General features: G+C 37.1%; 25 protein-coding genes. 23 read left to right on the forward strand and 2 right to left on the reverse strand.

The features are described from left to right. The first annotated feature begins 19 nt into the window (after positions 1-19). The 3 genes from nifU (at position 20) to BM305_RS13720 (ending at position 2,602) form a co-directional block, all read left to right on the forward strand. Positions 20-457 (forward strand): Fe-S cluster assembly scaffold protein NifU, encoded by a 438-nt coding sequence (gene nifU, locus BM305_RS13710; protein WP_092561779.1) that lies wholly within the window; start codon positions 20-22, stop codon positions 455-457. Further along, positions 457-1,539 (forward strand): tRNA 2-thiouridine(34) synthase MnmA, encoded by a 1,083-nt coding sequence (gene mnmA / locus BM305_RS13715; RefSeq protein WP_092561782.1) that lies wholly within the window; start codon positions 457-459, stop codon positions 1,537-1,539. The genes nifU and mnmA overlap by 1 nt, the downstream gene beginning before the upstream one ends. Positions 1,540-1,672: 133 nt before the next feature. Next, on the forward strand, positions 1,673-2,602 hold the full coding sequence (locus BM305_RS13720) for a glycoside hydrolase family 113 (protein ID WP_092561785.1): 930 nt from the start codon (positions 1,673-1,675) through the stop codon (positions 2,600-2,602). A 67-nt stretch (positions 2,603-2,669) separates the two neighbouring features. On the opposite strand, the gene BM305_RS13725 is transcribed toward BM305_RS13720, so the two are convergent. Further along, the gene (locus BM305_RS13725) at positions 2,670-3,473 is read right to left on the reverse strand and encodes a histidinol-phosphatase HisJ family protein (RefSeq protein WP_330393486.1); all 804 of its coding nucleotides are present in this window, start codon (positions 3,471-3,473) and stop codon (positions 2,670-2,672) included. A gap of 15 nt (positions 3,474-3,488) precedes the next feature. Then, a complete protein-coding gene (locus BM305_RS13730; protein WP_092561788.1) occupies positions 3,489-5,237 on the reverse strand; it encodes an Rqc2 family fibronectin-binding protein in 1,749 nt (582 codons plus the stop codon). A gap of 238 nt (positions 5,238-5,475) precedes the next feature. Here BM305_RS13730 and BM305_RS13735 point away from each other — a divergent pair, with 238 nt between their 5' ends. The 20 genes from BM305_RS13735 (at position 5,476) to BM305_RS13830 (ending at position 24,296) form a co-directional block, all read left to right on the forward strand. Then, positions 5,476-6,354 carry a YicC/YloC family endoribonuclease gene (locus tag BM305_RS13735; protein ID WP_092561791.1) on the forward strand — a complete coding sequence of 293 codons (879 nt, stop codon included), beginning with the start codon at positions 5,476-5,478 and terminating at the stop codon, positions 6,352-6,354. A gap of 42 nt (positions 6,355-6,396) precedes the next feature. Then, positions 6,397-6,657 (forward strand): DUF370 domain-containing protein, encoded by a 261-nt coding sequence (locus BM305_RS13740; RefSeq protein ID WP_092561794.1) that lies wholly within the window; start codon positions 6,397-6,399, stop codon positions 6,655-6,657. Then, the gene (gene gmk / locus BM305_RS13745) at positions 6,647-7,279 is read left to right on the forward strand and encodes a guanylate kinase (RefSeq protein ID WP_092561797.1); all 633 of its coding nucleotides are present in this window, start codon (positions 6,647-6,649) and stop codon (positions 7,277-7,279) included. Before BM305_RS13740 ends, gmk begins: the two co-directional genes overlap by 11 nt. Position 7,280: 1 nt before the next feature. After that, positions 7,281-7,529 carry a DNA-directed RNA polymerase subunit omega gene (rpoZ, locus tag BM305_RS13750; RefSeq protein WP_092561800.1) on the forward strand — a complete coding sequence of 83 codons (249 nt, stop codon included), beginning with the start codon at positions 7,281-7,283 and terminating at the stop codon, positions 7,527-7,529. 90 nt (positions 7,530-7,619) lie between these two features. Beyond that, on the forward strand, positions 7,620-8,210 hold the full coding sequence (lepB, locus tag BM305_RS13755) for a signal peptidase I (protein WP_242940549.1): 591 nt from the start codon (positions 7,620-7,622) through the stop codon (positions 8,208-8,210). A gap of 33 nt (positions 8,211-8,243) precedes the next feature. Then, positions 8,244-8,837, forward strand: a complete 594-nt coding sequence (gene lepB, locus BM305_RS13760) for a signal peptidase I (protein WP_242940550.1) — start codon at positions 8,244-8,246, stop codon at positions 8,835-8,837. A gap of 38 nt (positions 8,838-8,875) precedes the next feature. Further along, entirely contained in the window at positions 8,876-9,889 is a 1,014-nt protein-coding gene (gene trpD, locus BM305_RS13765; RefSeq protein ID WP_092561804.1) for an anthranilate phosphoribosyltransferase, read from the forward strand. A gap of 196 nt (positions 9,890-10,085) precedes the next feature. Beyond that, on the forward strand, positions 10,086-10,931 hold the full coding sequence (gene dapF / locus BM305_RS13770; RefSeq protein WP_092561807.1) for a diaminopimelate epimerase: 846 nt from the start codon (positions 10,086-10,088) through the stop codon (positions 10,929-10,931). A 26-nt stretch (positions 10,932-10,957) separates the two neighbouring features. Then, on the forward strand, positions 10,958-12,415 hold the full coding sequence (locus tag BM305_RS13775) for a UDP-N-acetylmuramoyl-L-alanyl-D-glutamate--2,6-diaminopimelate ligase (RefSeq protein ID WP_092561810.1): 1,458 nt from the start codon (positions 10,958-10,960) through the stop codon (positions 12,413-12,415). A 17-nt stretch (positions 12,416-12,432) separates the two neighbouring features. Beyond that, positions 12,433-14,661, forward strand: a complete 2,229-nt coding sequence (gene priA, locus BM305_RS13780; RefSeq protein WP_092561813.1) for a replication restart helicase PriA — start codon at positions 12,433-12,435, stop codon at positions 14,659-14,661. 16 nt (positions 14,662-14,677) lie between these two features. Further along, positions 14,678-15,166 carry a peptide deformylase gene (def, locus tag BM305_RS13785; RefSeq protein WP_092561817.1) on the forward strand — a complete coding sequence of 163 codons (489 nt, stop codon included), beginning with the start codon at positions 14,678-14,680 and terminating at the stop codon, positions 15,164-15,166. 30 nt (positions 15,167-15,196) lie between these two features. Further along, positions 15,197-16,126, forward strand: a complete 930-nt coding sequence (gene fmt, locus BM305_RS13790) for a methionyl-tRNA formyltransferase (RefSeq protein ID WP_092561820.1) — start codon at positions 15,197-15,199, stop codon at positions 16,124-16,126. A 5-nt stretch (positions 16,127-16,131) separates the two neighbouring features. Beyond that, entirely contained in the window at positions 16,132-16,830 is a 699-nt protein-coding gene (locus tag BM305_RS13795) for a zinc metallopeptidase (RefSeq protein ID WP_092561823.1), read from the forward strand. After that, entirely contained in the window at positions 16,820-18,184 is a 1,365-nt protein-coding gene (rsmB, locus tag BM305_RS13800; protein WP_092561826.1) for a 16S rRNA (cytosine(967)-C(5))-methyltransferase RsmB, read from the forward strand. Before BM305_RS13795 ends, rsmB begins: the two co-directional genes overlap by 11 nt. Positions 18,185-18,188: 4 nt before the next feature. Further along, complete coding sequence (gene rlmN / locus BM305_RS13805; protein WP_092561829.1) at positions 18,189-19,238, forward strand: dual-specificity RNA methyltransferase RlmN; 1,050 nt, start codon at positions 18,189-18,191, stop codon at positions 19,236-19,238. 2 nt (positions 19,239-19,240) lie between these two features. Continuing rightward, the gene (locus tag BM305_RS13810) at positions 19,241-19,960 is read left to right on the forward strand and encodes a Stp1/IreP family PP2C-type Ser/Thr phosphatase (protein ID WP_092561832.1); all 720 of its coding nucleotides are present in this window, start codon (positions 19,241-19,243) and stop codon (positions 19,958-19,960) included. Between the two features lie 52 nt (positions 19,961-20,012). Continuing rightward, positions 20,013-22,085 (forward strand): Stk1 family PASTA domain-containing Ser/Thr kinase, encoded by a 2,073-nt coding sequence (gene pknB / locus BM305_RS13815; protein ID WP_092561834.1) that lies wholly within the window; start codon positions 20,013-20,015, stop codon positions 22,083-22,085. Beyond that, positions 22,085-22,963, forward strand: a complete 879-nt coding sequence (gene rsgA / locus BM305_RS13820; RefSeq protein ID WP_092561837.1) for a ribosome small subunit-dependent GTPase A — start codon at positions 22,085-22,087, stop codon at positions 22,961-22,963. Before pknB ends, rsgA begins: the two co-directional genes overlap by 1 nt. 21 nt (positions 22,964-22,984) lie before the next feature. Beyond that, the gene (gene rpe / locus BM305_RS13825) at positions 22,985-23,647 is read left to right on the forward strand and encodes a ribulose-phosphate 3-epimerase (RefSeq protein ID WP_092561840.1); all 663 of its coding nucleotides are present in this window, start codon (positions 22,985-22,987) and stop codon (positions 23,645-23,647) included. Then, on the forward strand, positions 23,640-24,296 hold the full coding sequence (locus BM305_RS13830; RefSeq protein WP_177214737.1) for a thiamine diphosphokinase: 657 nt from the start codon (positions 23,640-23,642) through the stop codon (positions 24,294-24,296). The genes rpe and BM305_RS13830 overlap by 8 nt, the downstream gene beginning before the upstream one ends. The last annotated feature ends 14 nt before the right edge of the window (positions 24,297-24,310 follow it).

Genomic DNA, 24,310 nt, shown 5'->3' on the forward strand with positions numbered 1-24,310 from the left:
TCATTAGGAGGAAATTATTATGTATACAGAAAAGGTAATGGATCACTTTAAAAATCCAAGAAACGTTGGAGAAATTGAAAATGCAAGCGGCGTTGGTACTGTTGGGAACGCAAAATGTGGAGATATTATGAGAATATATTTGGACATAGATGAAAATGAAATCATTCAGGATGTTAAGTTTAAGACGTTTGGGTGCGGAGCCGCAGTTGCAACAAGTAGTATGGCAACTGAGCTAGTAAAGGGGAAAACCGTTCAGGAAGCACTGGCTGTTACAAACAAAGCAGTAATGGAAGCATTAGATGGTCTGCCACCTGTAAAGGTACACTGTTCCCTGTTAGCAGAGGAAGCGATCCATGCAGCCCTTTGGGATTATGCAGAAAAGAACGGTATTAAAATAGATGGTTTAGAGAAACCTAAGAATGATATTAGTGAACATGAGGAAGAAGAGGAATATTAATGCAAAAAGTTGTAATTGGTATGTCAGGAGGAGTCGATTCTTCAGTTGCTGCATATCTTCTAAAGGAACAAGGCTATGATGTAATAGGAGTAACCATGCAAATTTGGCAGGATGAAGCAACTTATGTAATGGAGGAAAACGGAGGCTGCTGTGGCTTGTCAGCGGTAGATGATGCAAGACGTGTGGCGAATCAGCTGGATATCCCATATTACGTAATGAATTTCAAAGATTCCTTTAAAGAAAATGTAATCAACTATTTTATAGCGGAATATCTTGAAGGAAGAACTCCTAATCCGTGTATTGCATGTAATCGGTATGTAAAATGGGAATCTTTATTAAAGAGATCGTTGGATATTGGAGCTGAGTTTATTGCAACAGGTCATTATGCACAGGTTGTTCAACTAGAAAATGGACGATTTACCTTAAAAAAATCAAAAACCTCCAGTAAGGATCAAACGTATGCATTATACAATCTAACACAGGAGCAGTTAAGCCACACACTTATGCCAGTTGGTGCATATACAAAAGAGGAAATACGTGAACTGGCAGCTAAGATTGGACTTCAGGTGGCTAACAAACCAGATAGTCAAGAAATTTGTTTTATTCCAGACAATGATTATGGAAGATTTATTAAAGAAAATTCAGCATTGGAAAATTTAGAAGGTAATTTTGTAGACTTGCAAGGGAATATTATTGGCAGGCATAAAGGGATTATGCATTATACAATCGGTCAGAGAAAAGGTCTTAATTTGTCAATGGGTCGTCCCGTTTTTGTAGTAGAAATTCGTCCAGAAACCAATGAAGTTGTAATTGGAGATAATACAGATGTATTTTATCATACATTATATGCAGACCAGATTAATTTTATGTCAATTCCAGAACTGGAAGGTAAAATGGAAGTCAATGCAAAAATCAGGTATAGCCATCAGGGCTCAAAAGCTGTGATTGAGCGGGTAGATAAAGATATTTTAAAATGTGTGTTCGAGGAGCCACAAAGGGCCATTACGCCAGGTCAGGCAGTTGTGTTTTATGCAGATGACTTTGTAATTGGTGGAGGAACAATAATGGGGAAAATGTTATAAAAATGTAAAAAAGAATGAACAGCTTGATTTATAAGTTCTAAAGTCCTATAATGTAACTAAGGGCTTTAGAACTTTTTTACAATTAAACTAATTTGCGAAGAATTTGTTAAATGTTTGTAAATGGGGTGTTAGTATGTGCTTTTTGAAAGCAATCAATTATACAGGCTTAAATTATGGTATGAATGGAGAAGAAAGATCCAAGGAGTCATTAAGAATGATGCGGGCAAAAACAGCATGTAATGCAGTGATTATTGTACTAGGTGCATTGCAGGAAACGTTTCATACGGAATGGATAGACTATAAACACCATTTTATGCCGACAGATGAAGAATTGGCAGATTTTATTCAATATTCCAGGAGCTTGGGACTTAAGGTGATTTTAAAGCCTATTGTAAACTGTAAAGATGGAACGGTTCGTTCTTGTATTAATTTTTCAGAGCAAGGATTGTCTAGTGAAGGGAAGTGGGTCAGCTGGTTTTTAAATTATACGGATTACCAAATACATTATGCTAGACTGGCAAAAGATACAAAATGCGACATGTTGATCTTTGGAAGCCAGCTTGTAAAGACAGAGCATAAAGAAAAATTGTGGCGGGAAGTAATTTCTCAAGTTCGCGAGTATTATAATGGACAGTTATGCTATGAAGCTGATAAGTACCAGGAAGATGGCGTTAGGTTTTGGGATGCTGTTGATGTAATAGGAACAAGCGGCTACTATGGGCAGAAGTGTTTGGGACATGAACTTGACCGTATTAAAAAGATAGTAGAAAAATATCATAAAACTTTTGTAATAACAGAATGTGGATGCAAATCCTGCGAAGGTTCTGCGCTGGCACCGGATCAATGGATTCTGTCTGGAAGCTTAAGCTATGCAGAGCAGATTTCCTATTATAAAACTCTATTTGAAGAATGTAGTAAACGGAATTTTATTAAAGGGATTGGAATTTGGGCATGGCAAAGCAGGCTTGATAATAAAGAGATTTGCGAAAAGGATAGGGGCTATTTTTTATATGGAAAACCCGTTTGTGACTTAATCCATATGGCATGGAAGGAAAATCAATAATTTATTTTAGGCTGTCACACAAAGTTTAAGAATCATCTGTGTGGCAGCCTATGTTTTTGCGCATTTACTAAAGAGGAAGCATTTGCGGCTTTCTGTTCTCAAAGATGGTGTAGTACCGGAAACCGAGGGATTTTAATAAAGGAACAATTTTATCAAAGTCATATCCAAGATGCTCTGGACAATGACCATCAGATCCAATGGTTAATATTTCACCACCCAATTCCAAATAACGAGTTAAAATTTCTTCGTGAGGATTTGGATGACCAAGTCCATATTTAAATCCAGAAGTATTCACTTCAATCCCTTTTCCCAGAGAGAGCAGCTTTTTTAAAATTTCATCTAAGAGATCCTGGTATTCAGAGTAGACAATGCTTTTATTTTTAACAGGTGCATAACGAATCATGTAGTCAAGGTGACCATAAACATCAAAATCATGGTATACTTCAATATTTGCAAGAATTGACTGAAAATATTCTTTCATGCCACTATGAAGGGTTTTATTTTCCCAGAAATCCTTATAATAAGGGTCTCTGTCTCCTACTAAATGAGTAGAACAGATTACAAAATCGAATGAATAAGTAGAAATTAGTTCTTCAAACCGTTTTGCTAAATAAGGGCGCATACCTATTTCGATTCCCTTTAGAATATTAATTTGTGGATAAAGTGCAGATAGTTCAGTAATTTTTCTAAAATATTCTTCAGGATCAAATTCAAAAAGCATTTTATATTGTATTGGAAAGTCATAGTCCATATGGTCCGTAAAACAAATTCTCTCAAGTCCCATAGAAATTGCTTTTTCAATCATATTATGCATTGGTGTCCTGGAGTCCGAACTAAAATCTGAGTGGACATGGTAATCTGCCAGCATCATAAACATTTCCTCCTCTTAATCCTCTATTTGCTGAATTCCTTGTATATCAGGAGAAACAATAAAGGAATAGTTTGTATAGTAAATAACAAAGCCAGGCTTACTGGCGTTGGGTTTTTTGATATTTTTGCGTTCAGTGTAATCTACTTCCACTTTATCCAAATCCCTCCCCTTAGAATAATAGGCAGCCAGCCGTCCAGCTTCTATAAATGTCTGATCTGGCAGATCTTCGCCGTTGGATTTAACAATTACATGGGAACCAGCAATGTGTTTTACATGAAACCACCAGTCGTTTCCAGATGCTATTTTAAAGGTTAGCTCATCATTCTGAAAGTTATTTTTGCCAACATATATGTGAAATCCATCAGAAGAAATATAATGAAATGGTTTACTCTTTGAGGTGGCTTTTTTTCCTTTTTCGGTAATATTTTTACGTTTCATATACCCGTACTCCACTAGTTCCTGTTTTAATGACAGTAAATCTTCCTCTTTTAATGCAATGTCCAGAGCATTGCTAATAGATTCTAAATGCTCCAATTCCTCCTGGGTATCTTTCATTTGAACGGTAACTGCTTCAAAGGTACGTTTCAATTTGTTGTAGCGGTCAAAATATTTTTTTGCATTATCCATAGGGGAAAGCGTTTCGTCCATTGGAATTTTTACTGTTTCATTGGTATAATAATTGACACATTCTAAAAATTTGGAACCAGCATCTATATTATAGCCGTAAGTAGTAATCAGTTCACCATATACTTTGAATTTATCCCGTTTTTCAGTATCCTTTAGTTGTTTCTCTTGTAAATCAAACTTTTTATAATTCCGCTCTAGTGCTGTTGATACGATTTTGCGTAAGGTAGTAGATTTTTGGCGGATTCTAGTCAAGGTCTCTTTTGTTTGATAAAAGGCTTCCAGAACTTCTGAAATACTAGGGAAGCTTGTTTCAACCGCCTTTTCAAACGAGGTAAGAGATGTAGATGAAAACTCAATAGGTTCACCCTGTTCATACATAATGACAGGAGTAAATTTCTTTTTTTCTAAATCTTCCATCAGGCGTTCTATATTTTTGTATAAATGTAAGAATTCAGATTCGGATAGAGACTGGACAGCCTGACTTCCATCTAGTGATGCCCGGTAACATAATTCGTTTGCTATTAATGGACTAAAACCTGTAAGAGAAGTATAAATTGTCTTACATAATGAAGTAGGTTTTGATAAAATAGCGTCCTTAAAAATTATATTATTTAATTCGTAAGGGTTTATTTTATCTTGTGTCATAGGAATAAAATAATTTCTTCCAGGCAATACTTCACGCACGGAGCTTAAAAGAGAAGAAATATGTTTAATGCTGTCTACGATTACCATAGCATCATCACAAAATATGATATTGCTGTGTTTTCCCATCAGTTCGATTATCAGATGCTTTTTACATAAGTCACCTAATTCATTCAGATGCTCGATTTCTATATCAATGATGCGCTCCAGACCAGGCTGGGTGACAGATAAAATTTTAGCACTGTTTAAATGCTTTCTTAAAAGCATGCAGAAATTAGGTGCTGTTAAGGGACTTTGTTTATTAGTAGTTGTAATATACGCCAGTGGAAGACTGGCACTTGCTGAAATCAAAAGTTTATATTGTTGACGGTTATTCTTTATTGTCAGAAGAAGTTCGTCCTTTTCGGGCTGGGCAATTTTATTAATTCGGCCTCCAGTAAGCAGACCGTCTAGTTCAGATACTAAATTTGCAATTACAATTCCATCTAAAGCCATTTGTGTACTCCTTTAATTCTGTTATTTAACATTATTTTTTTATTATACTATAACTATACCTAATATAAAATAGTTTATTTGAAAAGACAAAACTTAGACTTATATCTCATATGAAGTTTCTTGTTGTTGCTTGACTTGTTGCATTTCATATCATATAATTATTTATACGAAAGTAAGAATTGGAAATTTGATAGGTACAATTCACAAATAAATAGAAATAAGAAAAGAGAGTGTAATAATGTTAAAAAGTATGACTGGTTTTGGCAGATGTGAAATGTCTACTCAGGTTCGTAAAATTATTGTTGAAATCAAAGCGGTGAATCACCGGTACTGTGATTTGTCTATTAAATTGCCGAAAAAGCTTAATTATTTCGAAGTGGGAATACGAAGTGTTCTAAAAGAGTATATTGTCCGAGGCAAGGTTGATGTCTTTGTTACATATGAAGATTATGCACAGTCAAAGCAGTGCTTGAAATATAACGAAGATATTGCAACGGAATACTATAACTATCTAGAATTGATTTCTAAAACTTTTTGTCTGAAAAATGATATTACAGCTTATGCATTGTCAAGGTACCCAGATGTTTTTACTTTAGGAGAACAGACTGTAGACGAAAAGGAAATATGGGAGCAGCTAGAATCAGTTGTCCGAAAAGCAGCGCAAAGTTTTGTGACTGCAAGGGTACAAGAGGGACAGCATCTTAAGAAAGATTTGATTGGAAAATTAAATGAAATGCTTTCTCAGGTAGAAGCAATTGAGACAAGAACTCCAAGCATTGTGGAAGAATACAGAAAGAAGTTAGCAGCTAAGGTACAGGATTTGTTAGGTGATAACAAGCTGGATGAAAGCATATTAGCAACGGAGATTACAATATATGCAGATAAAATTTGTGTAGATGAAGAAACAGTCCGTCTTAAGAGTCATATTCAGCATATGCTGGATACTTTGGAGACAGATAATAGCATAGGGCGGAAACTGGATTTTATAGCGCAGGAGATGAATCGTGAGGCAAACACAATTTTGTCAAAGGCTTCTGACTTAGATGTCTCTAACATTGCAATTGACTTGAAGACAGGAATTGAAAAAATTCGAGAGCAAATTCAAAATATAGAGTAAGTATTCAAAAAAACACTAGCGCAGTTGTGAGGAAGTAATATTATGATGGTGAATATTGGATATGGAAATATCATAAATGGTAATAGAATCGTTGCCATCATCAGTCCAGACGCAGCACCAATTAAAAGGCTGGTGCAGTCGGCCAGGGATGAAGGCACAGCAATAGATGCTACCTGTGGAAGAAAGACAAAATCAGTTATTTGTATGGAAAATGGCAGTATTGTATTGTCTGCGTTGCTGCCTGAGACAATTGCCAATCGGGTGAATAATGATATTAGTAAAGGTGAAGAATATGAATCGTAATGGAATTTTGACAGTAATATCCGGCTTTTCAGGAGCGGGAAAGGGAACACTGATTCGTGAATTGGTGAAAAAACCAGATTATAGACTTTCAATTTCTGCTACCACCAGATTACCAAGAGAAGGTGAACAGAATGGAAGAGAATATTTCTTTTTGACAAAAGAAGAATTTGAGGGTATGATAAAAAACAATCAATTAATAGAATATGCTGAATATGTAGGAAATTATTATGGAACTCCTCAAGAATATGTTGAAGAACAGTTGAAAATGGGTTATAATGTGATATTGGAGATTGAAGTACAAGGTGCCATGAAGGTTAAGGAAAAATATCCGGATGCCCTATTTCTGTTTGTAACACCTCCAAGTGCTGCCGTTCTGCGGGAACGGTTAGTAAACAGGGGAACAGAAGATAAAGAAACTGTCCAAAGAAGGTTAAGCCAGGCTGCTGACGAAGTGGATTATATGGATAAGTACGACTATTTAATTGTTAATGACAACTTGGCAGATTGTGTGGAACAGATGCATCGCATTATTTCAGAACAGAAAAATAAGATTAAGTATAATCAGAATTTTATTCATTTAATTGGTAAAGATTTAGAAGGGTTTAAGAAAGGAGATAGATAAAATGTTACATCCATCATACACAGATTTAATGGCAATAGTAAACAGTGAGGTTGAACCAGGTGAACAGCCTGTTGTTAATAGTCGTTATTCTATCGTATTAGCGACTTCTAAAAGAGCAAGACAGATTATTAGCGGAGAGAAGGCTTTAGTAAATACAAATTGTCCAAAGCCACTTTCTATTGCAATTGAAGAATTAAATCAATCTAAGGTTAAGATTGTTGGTGATGAAGAAATCAAAAACCTAGATTAATAGGGTATAGCTGTTTCCAGATCAAAGTTGACGTGGAAACAGCTTTCTTCTTACGCGAATTGCTTTTAAGAAAACTGGTGGGGTGAAAATATGGAACAGAGTAATGAGGTAATGGAGCAGAATACCAATAAGACTTTTGAAAATTCTTCAAAGAAAAGTAGGGAAAAATTTTTGATTGAAATTTTTTTGTGGATTTTGTTATTTATTTTGTGTGCAGTTGTAGTTCCTAAATATGTGATACAGCGGGCTATGGTAACAGGCTCGTCGATGGAAAATACATTGTTTGACGGAGAACAGCTTTTGCTGGATAAAATCAGTTATCGTATTGGCGAGCCAAAACGCTTTGATGTGGTTGTGTTTTATCCGCAAATTGACGATCCAGAAGAGCATTTTGTAAAAAGAGTAATTGGTCTGCCTGGAGAAACGATTCAAATCATCGGAAGTGAAATATATATTAATGGAAAAGTGTTAGAAGAGCAGTATGGTAAAGATCCGATTCAATATGCGGGTATTGCTGTTGAACCGATTACATTAGGTGAAGATGAATATTTTTTAATGGGAGATAACAGAACGGTAAGCTATGACAGCAGGCGTGAAGAGATTGGACCAGTTCATAAAGAGGCAATTGATGGAAAGGCAATTTTACGAATATGGCCATTAAATAAATTTGGGACATTTTAAAGAATAAAAATAAAAAATTAAGGGGGATTCTTTATGAAAGAACAAGAGAATATGCAAGAGGAAAGCAAAGAAGAAAGTGTGGAAGAAGAAAAAAAAGAAAAATCTAAAGTATGGTCTATTGCATCAGAAGCTGCATTTTACATTTTTTTAGTGGTTTTCTGTTTTTATATTGTACCTAACTATATTTTTCATAAAAATACAGTGGAAGGTCATTCTATGGAACCAACCTTGTATGAGGCTGATCAGTTAATAACAGAAAAGGTTTCTTATGAACTTGGAAAGCCTAAACGATTTGATGTCATTATTTTTAATCCATTTGAAGAAATTGAGACAGAATTTTATGTAAAGAGAGTGATTGGACTGCCAGGAGAAACGGTAAAAGTCCAAGATGATAATATTTATATTAATGGTGAACTTTTAGAAGAGGATTATGGAAAGGAACCAATGCTTGACCGAGGAGATCCTTATCTGGATGTTACTTTAGGAGAGGATGAATATTTTGTGTTAGGAGATAACCGAAATTATAGTTCTGACAGTCGTGAGATTGGACCTATTCATGAGAGGCAGATAGAAGGAAAAGTTATATTGAGAATCTGGCCATTTAAGTCAATGGGAGTAATTCATTAAAGTACAATTGGTGGATATTTATTTGGAGGAGTGATGGTATGAAAGCAGCAATTAAACAAGTAGTAGAGGGAAATAACCTTTCTATTGAGGAAGCAAAGCGCGTAATGAACTTATTATTAAGTGGTGAAGCAACACAGGCTCAGATTGGAGCTTTTTTGACAGCATTACGTATGAAAGGAGAAACTTTAGACGAAATAGTGGGATGTGCGTCTGTATTAAAGGATAAGGCAGAACACATTTCGCCAAAGTTGGATTCTTATGTTGATTTAGTAGGAACAGGTGGTGACTGTACATATTCGTTTAATGTATCCACAACAGCTTCCTTTGTTGTTGCAGGAGCAGGCCTGGCGGTAGCAAAGCATGGAAACCGTTCAATTTCAAGTAAGAGTGGTGCAGCAGATGTGTTGGAAGCCCTAGGAGTAAATATTATGACTTCCCCAGAACTGGTTGAAAAGGCGGTAGAAGAAGTTGGCATAGGATTTATGTTTGCACAGACATTTAATAAGTCGATGAGATTTGTGGGACAGGCAAGAAGCGAGATGGGAGTTCGTTCTATTTTTAATATATTAGGACCACTTGCAAATCCTTCTGGAGCAAAGTATCAGGTAATTGGTGTGTTTAGCCGTGAGCTAACAGAAGTTTTTGCAAAGGCAATGAAAATGCTGGGAGTGGAACGTGCTATGGTAGTGAATGCGGGAGATGGAATGGATGAAATATCAGTTGCAGCAGATACTTATGTTTCAGAAATTAAAGACGGTGAAATTATTAATTACGTTTTAACACCAGAGCAGTTTGGGTTCCAGAGGGCTGACTTGGAAGCACTTCGTGGAGGAGATGCCAAAGAAAACGCTGTAATTGCAGAAGAAATTTTATCGGGGGCAAAGGGACCAAAAAGAGATATTATTCTTTTAAATGCCGGTGCCACTTTGTATGTAGGAAATAAGGCAGGCAGTATAGAAGAAGGTATCGAACTGGCTGAAAAATCTATTGATTCTGGTGAGGCTTTCAGGCGGTTGAAGGCGTTGGTTGCATTTAGTAACAAACAGCAATAAAGTAATTTATTTTATATCGTCAACAGAGAGAAGCATTGATTCGCGCCCCATTGTATCAGGTGCGGAGAAATCTTCTCTTTTGTTATGTGTAATTTGACACAAAAATTAGAATAGATTATAATAAGTTCACTAGCTTTCCATATTAATGAATATAATAATATTGAATCGGATGGAAGGGTTTGAAAGGAGAAGTGAGATGAAATTTACAAAAATGCAAGGATGCGGAAATGATTATATATATGTTAATTGCTTTGAAGAAACAGTTGAGAATCCTCAAGAGGTTTCAAAGGTAGTAAGTGACCGCCATTTTGGAATTGGGTCGGATGGCTTGATATTAATACAGCCATCTGATGTTGCGGATTTTAGAATGTCAATGTACAATGCGGATGGTTCAGAAAGCCAGATGTGTGGTAACGGTGTCAGGTGCATTGCAAAATATGTGTATGACAATGGAATGACTGACAAGAAAAGAATATCATTAGAAACCAAGGCAGGTATAAAGTATTTAGACGTGTTTACAGAAGAAGGAAAAGTGAAGCGTGTTTCCGTTGATATGGGTTCACCTATTACTATGCCATCTCAAATCCCTATACGAATGGATAAAGATATTGTTATAGATGAAGCAGTTCAAGTTATGGGCAATGAATATAGAATTACTGGTGTCTCTATGGGGAATCCGCATTGTGTTGTATTTGTAGAGGATACAGAAAAAATAGATATTGAACGGATAGGCCCTGCATTTGAATATCATGCATTATTTCCAGAGCGTATCAATACGGAATTCATTCAGATTATAGACAGAAAAACAATCCGGATGAGAGTTTGGGAGCGGGGAACTGGTGAAACATTGGCTTGTGGAACTGGTGCTTGTGCCAGTGTGGTAGCTTGTGCATTAAATGAATTAACAGAGGATGAGGTTACTGTAAAGCTTCTAGGTGGAGAGCTTTTTATTCAATATGACAGAGAAGCAGAAAAAGTGATTATGACAGGACCAGCAGAAGTAATCTGCACTGGTGAGATTGAAATAGAAAAAAGCAAATAATAACGTATTCAGAAAGGGAATAAGGAATGCTATTATCCAATTTAGTGGAACAAGTAACAGATAAAGAAGTAACGGGTAATTTGGATATTGAGATTAAGGAATTGGTCTTTGATTCTAGAAAGGCATGCAAAGATGGTGTATTTGTATGCATCAGCGGAGCTGTTTATGATGGGCATCAATTTATAAAAGATGTAGTAAAGCAAGGGATAACGGCTATCGTAATTGAAAAGGAAACAGAAGTGCCAGATGGAATTACTGTGATTCGAGTAAAGAATACAAGACTTGCCTTAGCGTGTATGTCAGCAGCTTTTTTTGGAAATCCCGCAAGAGAGCTGAAGACCATCGGGATTACTGGAACAAAAGGGAAAACAACAACTACGTATATGATTAAATCTATATTAGAGAATGCTGGGGTTTCTACTGGTTTAATTGGAACCATCGAAACGATTATTGGTGAGAAAAAAATACCAGCAGTCAATACAACGCCAGAATCCTATACGATTCAGAAAACATTTCGTGATATGGTTGAGGCAGGTTGTAAATGTGTTGTCATGGAAGTATCCTCACAGGGACTGATGCTGCACAGAGTGGGCGGTTTTGAATTTGACTATGGTATTTTTACGAATCTGGAACCGGATCACATTGGACCCAATGAACATAAGGATATGGATGATTATATTCAATGTAAAAGTATGCTTTTTAAGCAATGTAAGGTCGGAATTTTGAACATAGACGATAGTCATATAAATCAAATACTACAGGGACATTCCTGCCAGGTTGAAACCTTTGGTATGTCAGAACAGGCAGATTACCGTGCAGAAAACCTGCATTTATGGAAAGAACCAGGATGTTTAGGTGTGGCATATCATATTACTGGGAAAATAGAATTAGATGTGGAAATTGATATACCAGGAAAATTCAGTGTATACAATTCACTGGCGGCAATTGCAATCTGCCGGCATTTTGGCGTTGCAAATCAGGATATTTTAGAAGCTCTAAAAGGAGTTAATGTTAAGGGAAGGGTTGAATTGATAAAGGTATCAGATAAGTATACCCTTATGATTGATTATGCCCATAATGCGATGAGTTTAGAAAGTCTGCTGACGACTCTCAAGGAGTATAAACCAAAACGACTTGTATGTTTGTTTGGCTGTGGTGGAAACCGTTCTAAGTTAAGAAGGTTTGAGATGGGTGAGGTTTCATCAAGGCTTTCAGATTTAACAGTAGTAACATCGGATAATCCAAGAGATGAGGACCCAATGGAAATTATCGAGGATATTTTAACTGGTGTGAAAAAGGAAAAGGGTGCCTATGTGACAATCAGTGATCGAAAGGAAGCAATAAAATACTGTATGGATCATGCGGAGGAAGGCGATGTAATTGTTCTTGCTGGAAAAGGGCATGAAGATTACCAAGAGATAAAAGGGAAAAAATATAAAATGGATGAACGGGATTTCATTCAGGAAATACTAGAAGGAAAATAGGAAAGAAGGTGCAGCATATGTATGCAGATATAATCGTTGACATTTCACATGAAAATTTAGATAAAACATACCAGTATGCTGTGCCAGCTGAGTGGGAGAAAAAAGCAGTGGTTGGTTCACTGGTAAAGATACCATTTGGAAAAGGAGAAAGATACCTGAAAGGTTATATTGTCAGTTTATCAGAATATCCCAAGATACCATTGGAAAAGATAAAATGCGTCTTAGAGGTTGTGGAAAACGGTCTGGCGATTGAATCACAATTGATAAAGCTTGCCTTCTGGATAAAGGATAATTATGGCGCTACCATGAATGATGCGTTAAAAACGGTAATTCCAGTAAAGCGTAAGGTGAAGCAAAAGGAGAACAAAAGAATAATACTGGCACAGAAGAAGGAAACGGCAGTAGCTTATCTCGCTATATATCAAAAAAAACACCACACAGCAAAAGTTCGGTTATTAGAAGCCCTGCTGGCAGATGAAACGCTGGATTTTGAAATGGTAACTGGAAAGTTAAATATTTCAAGAGAAACGATTAAAACATTGGAAAAAGATAAGCTGATTACGGTGAAGTCTTCTTTGGTTTATCGCAATCCTGTCCGATATGAGAGTAAGGATCAGAAAGAGATTATCTTAAATGAGAGTCAGCAAAAAATTGCAGATTGTATGCGAAAGGATTATCTGGAAGGAATCAGAAAAACCTATTATATTCATGGAATAACGGGAAGTGGTAAGACGGAAATATACATGGATATTATTTCAAGTGTTGTAGAACAAGGTAAGCAGGTAATTATGTTAATACCAGAGATATCATTAACATATCAGACTGTAATGCGGTTTTATCATAGGTTTGGAGGCAGGGTTTCTTTTTTACATTCCAGGTTATCTGGAGGAGAACGCTATGATCAGTATGTCAGAGCGAAAAATGGGGAAGTAGACATTATGATTGGACCAAGGTCTGCACTGTTCACTCCATTTGAACAACTGGGACTTATTATACTGGACGAAGAGCATGAAACCAGTTATAAAAGTGATAGCCCTCCTAAATATCATGCAAGAGAAGTTGCAATTGAACGTGCCAGAATGACGGGAAGCAGTGTTATTTTAGGTTCAGCGACACCTTCTATTGAGAGCTATAAAAAAGCTTTAGAGGGAGAATATCAGTTGTTTCACTTAACAGAAAGGGCAAATGATGCAGTTCTGCCTAAGGTGTGGGTGGCAGATTTGCGGGAAGAACTGAAAAACAAGAATAAGTCTATATTCAGCAGGAAGCTAAGTGAGTTAATTACAGACAGGCTGGCTAAAAAAGAACAAATTATGTTATTTATAAACCGTAGGGGCTATGCGGGATTTGTATCTTGCAGAAGTTGTGGTTATGTAATGAAATGTCCACATTGTGATGTTTCATTAACCTCTCATAATAATGGGAAATTAATATGTCATTATTGCGGTTATGAGGTGGAAATGGTAAAAAAGTGTCCAGGTTGTGGATCTAATTACATTGCTGCTTTTGGAACAGGAACACAAAAGGTTGAGGAGCTGGTTAAGAAAGCTTTTCCAGAGGCAAGAGTGCTGCGGATGGATACGGATACAACATCCAAAAAAGAAGGCCATGAAAAAATACTGGCTGCTTTTTCTAATCAGGAAGGCGATATTCTGGTAGGAACCCAAATGATTGTAAAAGGACATGATTTTCCTAATGTCACGCTGGTAGGAATTTTGGCAGCAGATCTGTCCTTATATTCATCAGATTATAAAGCGGCAGAGAGAACCTTTCAGCTGCTGACCCAGGCATCAGGGCGGGCAGGAAGAGGAAAAAAGCAAGGTGAAGTTGTCATACAAACCTATAATCCAGAGCACTATAGTGTAATTACGGCATCCACTGAAAATTATGAGGAATTTTATCGAAAAGAAATGTTGTTTCGAAGTATGATGTCTTATCCTCCAGTAGAGCATATGGTTGCAATCATGGTGTCAGCCAAAGAGGAAACGTACTGCTTTGATGGGGCAAGGAGCCTTGCTGAGCAGAGTAAGCTTTATATAAGCGAGGAGCAGGGGAAAATAATTGGACCTGTAAAGGCATCTGTGTCGAAAGTAAAGGACATCTATCGGTGGATTGTATATATAAAATGTAAGGATTATGAAGTGTTAAAGAAGCAAAAAGACCAATTGGAGGAATATATGCAGAAACAGGATTTATTTAGAAACTGCTCTGTGCAGTTTGACTTTGATCCTGTTCATAGCTATTAGAAAGTGAGGATATATTATGGCGTTAAGAAACGTAAGACAGATAGGAGATAGTGTTTTAACAAAAAGAGCAAAAGAAATTACAGAAATGACTCCCAAGTTACAGGTTCTGATTGAGGATATGCTGGACACAATGTATGATGCACAAGGTGTTGGACTGGCAGCACCACAGGTTGGTATTCTAAAAAGACTTGTGGTAATTGATGTGAGTATGGAAGGAAATGAACCAATTGTCTTAATTAATCCAGAGATAATTGAAACTAGCGGTGAACAAACAGGATATGAAGGCTGCTTGAGCGTTTTAGGGAAAACAGGAATTGTCACAAGACCAAATTATGCAAAAGTCAGAGCGTTAAACGAGAAAATGGAACCAATTGAATTGGAAGGAACAGAATTACTGGCCAGAGCATTTTGCCATGAACTTGATCATCTGGATGGGCATTTGTATGTCGATAAGGTAGAAGGCGAGTTAATGGACAGCAGTGTGCTGGATGATGAGGAAGAATAAATACTTAAATTTTTTTTACGGAGGTATCATATGAGAATTGTATTTATGGGTACACCAGAATTTTCGGTAGCGGCACTGGTTAGCCTTGTAGAAGCAGGCCATCAGGTGGCTGGTGTGGTAACACAGCCAGATAAACCAAAAGGGCGGGGAAAGCAAATGCAGTTTCCGCCAGTAAAAGAAAAAGCAATAGAATATGGGATTCCCGTTTTTCAGCCACAGAGAGTAAAGGAAGAGGGATTTTTAGAACTATTAAAGGGGCTGGAGCCAGAATTAATTGTAGTAGTGGCTTTTGGTCAGATGCTGCCACAATCTATTTTAGAGTTACCAAAGTATGGGTGTATTAATATCCATGCGTCCCTGCTTCCAAAATACCGCGGAGCAGCTCCTATTCAGTGGGTAATTATTGATGGGGAGAAAGAGACTGGTGTCACAACAATGATGATGGATGTTGGACTAGATACAGGCGATATGTTAATGAAGGAAGTGATTTCCATAGATAAAAAGGAGACTGGAGGAAGCTTGCATGACAAATTGTCTGCCGCTGGAGGCGATTTGATTCTCAAAACAATTGAAAAACTGGAAGCAGGTACGTTAACAAGAGAAAAACAGGATGACACCCAGTCGTGTTATGCTAAAATGCTTACAAAAACATTAGGAAAAATGGATTTTCAAAAACCAGCAGCAGAACTGGAACGGTTGATTCGCGGACTAAATCCATGGCCGAGTGCATATACCACACTAGATGGGAAAACACTAAAGGTATGGGATGCAGATGTAGTGGAAAAAGAGTATCAGGAAGTTCCAGGAACAGTGGTGGAAGTGTCTGGAACTGGTATTGTTGTTGCAACAGGCCAAGGTGGACTGGAATTAAAAGAGATCCAGTTAGAAGGCAAAAAAAGAATGACAGCTGATAACTTTTTAAGAGGTTATCCCGTTGCAAAAGGAGTTGTACTTTTATAGGAGGAATGCGTATGTTTTATTATTGGGATCCAACTTATATTTTAATTCTGATTGGCGCTTTACTATCATTAGGTGCATCTGCAATGGTCCGCTCAACTTACGGTAAGTATTCCAGGGTTCGCAATATTGCAGGGCTTACAGGAGCTCAGGCAGCGGAACGAATTTTGCGCAATGCAGGAATATATGACGTAAGGATAGAGAGAGTAAGTGGAGACTTAACGGATCATTATGATCCAAGAAATAAGGTGCTGCGCCTGTCAGATACGGTTTACGGAAGTGCATCCATAGCAGCAGTAGGAGTAGCTGCCCATGAATGTGGCCATGCAGTACAGCATGATAAAAGTTATGTACCACTGACTATTCGAAGTACAATTGTTCCTGTCGTACAATTTGGTTCGTTTCTTTCGTGGCCGCTGATTATACTTGGCTTTATGCTTCGTGGCCAGCTTCTGATTACGTTAGGAATTGTGTTATTTTCTGCGGTAGTTGCATTTCAGATTATTACACTGCCAGTAGAACTGAATGCATCCAGAAGAGCCCTTGTTCTGCTGGAGCAGGGAGGTATTTTATATAGAGATGAAGTGAACCAGGCAAAGAAGGTTTTAAATGCAGCTGCATTAACATATGTTGCAGCCGCAGCCGCTTCTATTTTGCAGTTGCTCCGTCTGATTATTTTATTTGGAGGAAGAGGTCGTGACGACTAAAGAAACGAAAGCAATAAATGTGAGAGAACTGGCGCTTGAGATTGTAACAGAAGTACTGGAAAATCAAAAGGCACTTAGTGAAGTGATACATGGGGTACTGGATAAGTATCAGTATCTGCCTAAGCAGGAACGGGCGTTTTTGACCCGGTTAAGCGAGGGGACAATTGAAACAGCAATAGAACTGGATTATATAATAGAACAGTTTTCTACTGTAAAGATAAAGAAGATGAAAACACCTATCCGAAACATCCTGAGGATGGGTGTATATCAATTGAAATATATGAATCAGGTACCTGCCAGTGCTGCGTGTAATGAAAGTGTAAAATTAGCGGCGAAAAAAGGATTTCATAATTTAAAAGGATTTGTAAATGGTATTCTTAGAAATGTAAGCGGGAATATAGAAAAAATTTCATATCCATCCAGAACACAAAATATAGTTAAAGCTTTGTCTGTTTCCTATTCCATGCCGGAATGGATTCTGGAAATGTGGAACCGCCAAATGGAAAGAGAACAGATTGAGAAGGTATTGAAGGCCTTTTTGGAAGAAAGAAAAACGGTAGTGCGGTGCAACACCGAGAAAATTACAGCAAATGATTTTAAAAACCTTTTGTTGGAGCATGAAATTATTGTAGAGGATGGCGCATATTGTCCTACCGCTTTTCGTATAAGTAATTATGACACTATTCGTAGAATTCCTGGATTTCAAGAAGGATATTTTATTGTACAGGATGAAAGTTCCATGCTATCTGTTTTATGTGCTGGCATTGAGAAAGAAAATCATGTTATGGATGTATGCGCTGCACCAGGAGGAAAAACTTTATTTGCAGCAGAATTGTTAAAAGGAACTGGAAAAATTCTTTCTTATGATATCAGCCAGTATAAAGTGGATTTCATTGAGGAAAACAAAAAAAGACTAGGAATCAATAATGTGGAAACAGGGGTACAAGATGCTTCTGTTTATAGAAAAGAGTATGAACAATCCCAGGATATAGTAATCGCTGATTTACCATGTTCTGGATTGGGGATTATTGGAAACAAGCCTGATATTAAGTATCACTGTACTTTGGAAGGAATCCATCAATTGGTAGATATTCAGCGTAAAATACTTAGTGTTGTAAGCCAGTATGTGAAAAAGGGTGGTGTACTTATTTACAGTACCTGCACTTTGAACAAGATGGAAAATATTGAAAATACTGTTTGGTTTCAGGAACAGTTTGATTTTGAACTAGAAAGCTTAGATCCTTATCTTCCAGATGCACTTAAATCTGACACAACGAAAAAAGGATATTTAACATTATTACCTGGTATAAATAAATCAGATGGTTTCTTTATTGCACGGTTTAGAAAGAGATAGAATTATGGAAAAAGCAGATATTAGATCATTAGATTACGATGATGTATTAAATCAAATGAATGAGTTTGGAGAAAAGAGTTTTCGAGGAAAGCAGGTTTATGAGTGGCTTCATAAAAAGCTAGCTGTTAATTTTAGTGAAATGACAAATCTTTCGAAGCAGCTTCGAGAAAATTTGGAAGAAAAATTTTATATACCTGCTGTTACAGCAGTAGAATCCCGGACTTCTGTAAATGGGGAAACAACAAAATATTTGTTTCAGCTCGAGGATGAAAGAGTGATTGAGAGTGTGTTGATGAAGTATAAGCATGGAAATAGTGTGTGCATTTCCTCTCAGGTTGGGTGCCGGATGGGGTGCCGGTTCTGTGCATCTACAATAGGAGGACTGGAACGCAATCTCCTCCCATCTGAAATGCTGGGGCAAATATATGAAATACAGAAAATTTCTGGTGAAAGAGTTTCCAATGTTGTGGTAATGGGAACGGGAGAACCACTAGATAATTTTGAGAACCTGATTCAATTTATTAAAATACTGACAGATGAAAATGGATTGAACATCAGCCAGAGGAACATTACAGTGTCAACCTGTGGTCTTGTTGAGCAAATTCGCAGGCTGGGTGATTTAGACTTGCAGATTACTCTCGCAATTTCTCTTCATGCACCTAATGATGAATTAAGAAAAACATTAATGCCAGTTGCAAATAAATATTCAATTGAAGAAATAATGAATGCCTGCCGTTATTACTATTCGATTACAGGACGTCGTCTTTCCTTTGAATATAGTCTGGTTGAAGGAGTTAATGACAGCGAGTTTCAGGCAAAAGAACTGGCTAAACTAGTGAAGGGAATGAATTGTCACATTAATCTGATTCCTGTAAACCCTATTAAAGAGCGGGATTACAAGCATTCGTCTATGCAATTCATACAAAAATTTAAAAATATACTTGAAAAAAATAGAATTAATGTTACTATTAGAAGAGAAATGGGTGCGGATATTGATGCGGCTTGTGGACAATTAAGAAAGAGTTACATGGATCATATGCAAAAGGGGGATTGACAGTGGAGGCATATTCCATTACAGATATTGGAGTTCAGCGAAAAGTTAACCAGGATTACGTATTTTGTAGGGAAAGCGCAATTGGAAGCCTTCCGAATTTTTTTGCTGTAGCAGATGGAATGGGTGGACATAAGGCTGGAGATTTTGCATCCAGATATTGTATGGAGATTTTATTAAAGCAGATAGGAAAATCTCAACTTAAGTCACCGGTTAGTATTCTGGAAGAGGCAATCAATGTGGCTAATGAGTCTTTACACAATATGGCATTAGACAACGAAGAACTGGAAGGAATGGGTACAACACTTGTTGCTGCAACCATAATCGATCATATTCTTTATGTTGCAAACGTGGGAGATTCCCGGCTTTATGTGATAAAGGATCAGATTAAGCAGATTACAGAGGATCATTCTCTTGTAGAGGTTATGATTAAAACGGGTGAGATTGAAAGAAAGGAAGCAGTTAATCATCCGGGGAAACATATTATTACAAGGGCATTAGGTACTCAGAGTGATGTGCGGGCTGATTTTTTTGAAGTGGATCTTATGGGAAATGAGTATATTTTACTATGCTCGGATGGCTTAACTAATATGCTTGTGGATGAAGAAATTATGAAGATTATTTTAGATGGGCATAATGTAAAGGAGACGGCAGAGTGCTTAATTGAAGCAGCTAATTTAAGTGGTGGAAAAGATAATATTGGAATTGTAATAGTACACGTATAGCGTATGTTCATAAAATCATTGCAATGCTATAGAAGGTTAAAGGAGGAAAAAAATGATTAAACCTGGGATGTTCATAAGTGACAGATATGAAATCATTGAAAAAGTGGGAACAGGCGGCATGGCTGATGTATATAAGGCAAAGTGCCATCGTTTAAATCGCTATGTGGCAATTAAGGTGCTAAAAGCTGAATTTAGTGAGGATAAAAGCTTTGTTTCAAAATTCAGGGGAGAAGCGCAATCTGCGGCTGGTCTGTCACATCCAAATATTGTGAATGTATATGATGTTGGTGATGATGACGGTCTTCACTACATCGTGATGGAGTTAGTAGAGGGTATTACGCTTAAGAGTTTTATCGAACGAAAGGGAAAACTGGAGATAAGAGAGGCATTGGGAATTGCAATACAGATTTCTCAAGGTATGGAGGCTGCACATGCGAATCATATTATTCATAGGGATATTAAGCCTCAAAACATAATAATTTCAAAAGAAGGCAAAGTTAAAGTGACAGATTTTGGAATTGCCAAGGCAGCAAGTTCTCATACCATTACAAGTAATGCAATGGGTTCTGTTCATTATATATCGCCAGAACAGGCGAGGGGCGGATACTGTGATGAAAAGAGTGACATCTATTCCCTTGGTATTACCATGTATGAAATGCTGACAGGAAGAGTTCCATTTACTGGGGATAATACTATTTCGGTAGCACTTCTTCATATTCAGGGGGAGGCAATATCGATTAGAGAACTAGAACCCACTATACCAGTAAGTATTGATAAAATTGTACAAAAATGTATGCAGAAGAAGCCAGAAAGAAGGTACTTATCTGCATCTGAATTAATACAGGATTTGCGAAAAGCTATTACTAATCCCAATGATGATTTTGTGAAAATTCCACCAATGGTAGTAAATGACTCACCAACCATTCACATATCAGATGATGAAATCAATCATATTAAAACGGCTTCTAAAGAACATGGAAATACTTCTCATCTCAGTGAGCAGGAGGATGATTTGTCAGATGAAGCAGTGGATGGAGAAGAAGAGGAAGATGTAGATCCAAGGATAGAGAAATTAATGATTGCTGGTGGCATTGCTGTTGCAATTATATTAGTCTTGGTAATTATTTTTTTAATCAGCAAGTTTTTATTACCTGGAGGTGACAATTCAACAGAATTGCCATCACCATCGCCTACTATAGAAGCCACAGAGGTGATTGAGGCAACACCTACACCTGAGGCTGTATCAACAGAAATTGTTCCAGATGTTGCTGGAATGAGTTTAGAAGATGCAAAAAAGCAATTGGAAGATTTGGGATTCGAAGTAAGGTATACAGAAGAAAGTTCAGATTATTATGAAAGCGGTCTGGTTATGAAACAGGATCCAGATAAGAATACAGAAGCTGAAGTGGGAAGTATAGTCAAAATTGTATTGAGTACAGGTGCTGAAAGCTTTTTACTTCCTGATGTATATGGAAAAACGCTCACAGAAGCAGATACGACTTTGGAAAGTGACAATGGATTAAAAATTACCCATGAATTTGAATACAGTGATACAGTCGCTGTGGATATGGTAATTCGTACAAATCCTGAGAAGGGGACTGCTGTGAAAAAAGGTGACAGTGTTGTAATTGTTATCAGCCGCGGCAAGGAAGTGAAGTATACACAGGTACCTGATTTATATAATCGTACAGAACAGGAAGCAATTGATGCACTGAAAGCGTCTAATCTGGTTGTGGGAACTACCAAATATAAGTATTCTGATACGGTAGCAGAAGGAAGAGTATCGGCACAGTCCTATTCAGCATATGCACAAGTGGAAGAAGGAACAAGTGTTGACTTTACCGTAAGCCTTGGACCAGAAGTGATAGAACCTGAATATAAATATGAGGCTGATGTAACGATTCAGTCACCATTTGAGTTTGAAGATGAAACGGGGATTGTGGAAATTGTTCTGGAACAGGATGGAAAGAAAAAGACGGTTTATAATTCAGAAGCTGACATGAGCACATTTCCATTTGATTTAACCATAACTGGATATAGCGAGTCAGATGGAACCCTTACCACTTATGTAGATGGAGAAGAGGTTAATGAACAAACAATATCCTTTGACAAGGTGGAAATATAATGACAGGAAAGATTATTAAAGGCATTGCAGGTTTTTATTACATTCATACATCCGAAGACAGGGTGTATGAATGTAAGGCAAAAGGAATATTTCGAAATAGAAAGATTAAGCCATTAGTAGGAGATAATGTTGAAATTGATGTGGTAGATGAAGGAAACAGGATTGGTAATATTATTGATGTTTTGGAGCGGAAGAATGAATTGATTCGTCCAGCAGTTGCCAATGTAGATCAGGCAATGGTTATTTTTGCAGCATCCCAGCCAGAGCCCAACTTTAATTTATTGGATCGTTTTCTTATTATGATGTCAAGACAAAAGGTTCCTTGTATTATTTGTTTTAACAAAAGTGATATAGTGGATGGAGAAGAATTAAAGCTGCTTGAAGAAACGTACTGGAAGTGTGGTTTTGATATTGTATTCATCAGCGCTCTCACAGGAGAGGGGTTTGACCAGATAAAGCAGCGGATCGAAAATAAAACTACCGTTCTTGCAGGACCTTCGGGTGTAGGAAAATCTACTCTGATTAATTTAATAAAACCAGAAGCCAACATGGAAACTGGCGAAATCAGCAGGAAAATAGAAAGAGGCAGGCATACGACAAGGCATTCTGAGCTATTTCATGTATCAGGAAGCACTTATATTATGGATACGCCTGGTTTTACGTCGTTGTATATAGATAATATGGAAAAAGAAGAACTGCGGAATTATTTTGTGGAGTTTGACGAATTTGAACCATATTGCAAATTTAACGGGTGTGCACACATTAATGAACCTGGATGTGGAGTAAAGGAAGCATTGGAACAGGGGCATATCAGTAAAATAAGATATGATAATTATGTATTTTTATACAATGAATTAAAGGATAAGAAAAAGTATTAATAGAATGGAAGAGTGAAGCGTTTGAAAAGATATAAATTAGCACCGTCAATTTTAGCGGCAGATTTCACAAAATTAGGTGAGCAAATCAAAAGAGTAGATGAAGCTGGTGCAGACTATATTCACATTGATGTGATGGATGGAAGTTTTGTCCCTAGCATTTCCTTTGGAATGCCAGTTATCCAGTCAATACGTCCAGTCACCAATAGAGTTTTTGATGTGCATTTAATGATTGATGAGCCGATTCGTTATGTAAAAGAGTTTAAGAATGCTGGTGCAGACATTCTTACCGTACATGCTGAAGCGTGTACGCATTTAAATAGAACGATCATGGCAATCAAGGAACTTGGAATGAAAGCCTCTGTTTCCTTGAATCCAGCTACTCCTCTGTCAGTACTGGAATATGTGCTGCCAGAACTGGATATGGTTCTGATTATGAGTGTGAACCCTGGGTTTGGAGGGCAGAAGTTTATTTCATCTTCCTTAAACAAAATAAGCCAGCTTAGAAAAATAATTGAGGAGCAGCAGCTAGATGTGGACATACAGGTGGATGGTGGTATCCATTTAAAAAATGTTGAGGCTGTTGTAAAAGCAGGAGCAAATGTAATAGTGGCTGGAACTGCTGTTTTTTCTAGTGATATTGAAAGCAATGTTCATGGTTTTTATGAGGTGTTTCAAAATGTATAATTGCTTTTTGATTTTGACTGGTGGAAGAATCGATGAATTATTTCTACGAGAATATTTAGATACCCATGATCGTCAGACGATTATATGTGTGGATGGAGGACTGGAACCAGCCTATCGAGTTGGGATAATACCTGAATTTGTAGTGGGAGACTTTGATACTGTTTCAAAGGATGTACTTACGTATTATAAAAAAATTAGTGGCGTTGAAATTTATGAGTACAATCCAGAAAAGGATGCCACTGATACAGAAATTGCATTGGAATTAGCAATATCAAAAGGTGCTGTGCATATTACAATTATGGGAGCTACTGGAACCCGGTTTGATCATATGCTTGGCAGCATGGCCAATCTAAAGAAAGTATTACTGGCTGGCATTCAGGCAGAAATTCTGGATGAATATAATAAAATTTATTTAATAAATCAACCAGTTACCATTCATAAAATGCGGCAATATGGGAAGTATGTATCGCTGCTTCCATTTACAGAAAAGGTAACGGGCATTACACTAACAGGAATGAAATATCCTTTGACAAATCATACACTATCTGCTGGAGATAGTTTGGGAATTAGTAATGAGATTATTTCAGAACAGGCTGAAATATTATTGGATTCAGGGATATTAATTGTTGTAGAAGCAAAGGATAATTAAAAGGAGAAAGAGGA

It is taken from the genome of Anaeromicropila populeti, from assembly GCF_900112775.1.
Taxonomy (GTDB): domain Bacteria; phylum Bacillota; class Clostridia; order Lachnospirales; family Lachnospiraceae; genus Anaeromicropila_A; species Anaeromicropila_A populeti.

Bases quoted from the DNA above. Each gene is read 5' to 3' on its own strand.
- nifU (WP_092561779.1), top strand. From the start codon at position 20: ATGTATACAGAAAAGGTAATGGATCACTTTAAAAATCCAAGAAACGTT.
- mnmA (WP_092561782.1), top strand. From the start codon at position 457: ATGCAAAAAGTTGTAATTGGTATGTCAGGAGGAGTCGATTCTTCAGTT.
- BM305_RS13720 (WP_092561785.1), top strand. From the start codon at position 1,673: ATGTGCTTTTTGAAAGCAATCAATTATACAGGCTTAAATTATGGTATG.
- BM305_RS13725 (WP_330393486.1), bottom strand. From the start codon at position 3,473: ATGATGCTGGCAGATTACCATGTCCACTCAGATTTTAGTTCGGACTCC.
- BM305_RS13730 (WP_092561788.1), bottom strand. From the start codon at position 5,237: ATGGCTTTAGATGGAATTGTAATTGCAAATTTAGTATCTGAACTAGAC.
- BM305_RS13735 (WP_092561791.1), top strand. From the start codon at position 5,476: ATGTTAAAAAGTATGACTGGTTTTGGCAGATGTGAAATGTCTACTCAG.
- BM305_RS13740 (WP_092561794.1), top strand. From the start codon at position 6,397: ATGATGGTGAATATTGGATATGGAAATATCATAAATGGTAATAGAATC.
- gmk (WP_092561797.1), top strand. From the start codon at position 6,647: ATGAATCGTAATGGAATTTTGACAGTAATATCCGGCTTTTCAGGAGCG.
- rpoZ (WP_092561800.1), top strand. From the start codon at position 7,281: ATGTTACATCCATCATACACAGATTTAATGGCAATAGTAAACAGTGAG.
- lepB (WP_242940549.1), top strand. From the start codon at position 7,620: ATGGAACAGAGTAATGAGGTAATGGAGCAGAATACCAATAAGACTTTT.
- lepB (WP_242940550.1), top strand. From the start codon at position 8,244: ATGAAAGAACAAGAGAATATGCAAGAGGAAAGCAAAGAAGAAAGTGTG.
- trpD (WP_092561804.1), top strand. From the start codon at position 8,876: ATGAAAGCAGCAATTAAACAAGTAGTAGAGGGAAATAACCTTTCTATT.
- dapF (WP_092561807.1), top strand. From the start codon at position 10,086: ATGAAATTTACAAAAATGCAAGGATGCGGAAATGATTATATATATGTT.
- BM305_RS13775 (WP_092561810.1), top strand. From the start codon at position 10,958: ATGCTATTATCCAATTTAGTGGAACAAGTAACAGATAAAGAAGTAACG.
- priA (WP_092561813.1), top strand. From the start codon at position 12,433: ATGTATGCAGATATAATCGTTGACATTTCACATGAAAATTTAGATAAA.
- def (WP_092561817.1), top strand. From the start codon at position 14,678: ATGGCGTTAAGAAACGTAAGACAGATAGGAGATAGTGTTTTAACAAAA.
- fmt (WP_092561820.1), top strand. From the start codon at position 15,197: ATGAGAATTGTATTTATGGGTACACCAGAATTTTCGGTAGCGGCACTG.
- BM305_RS13795 (WP_092561823.1), top strand. From the start codon at position 16,132: ATGCGTATGTTTTATTATTGGGATCCAACTTATATTTTAATTCTGATT.
- rlmN (WP_092561829.1), top strand. From the start codon at position 18,189: ATGGAAAAAGCAGATATTAGATCATTAGATTACGATGATGTATTAAAT.
- pknB (WP_092561834.1), top strand. From the start codon at position 20,013: ATGATTAAACCTGGGATGTTCATAAGTGACAGATATGAAATCATTGAA.
- rsgA (WP_092561837.1), top strand. From the start codon at position 22,085: ATGACAGGAAAGATTATTAAAGGCATTGCAGGTTTTTATTACATTCAT.
- BM305_RS13830 (WP_177214737.1), top strand. From the start codon at position 23,640: ATGTATAATTGCTTTTTGATTTTGACTGGTGGAAGAATCGATGAATTA.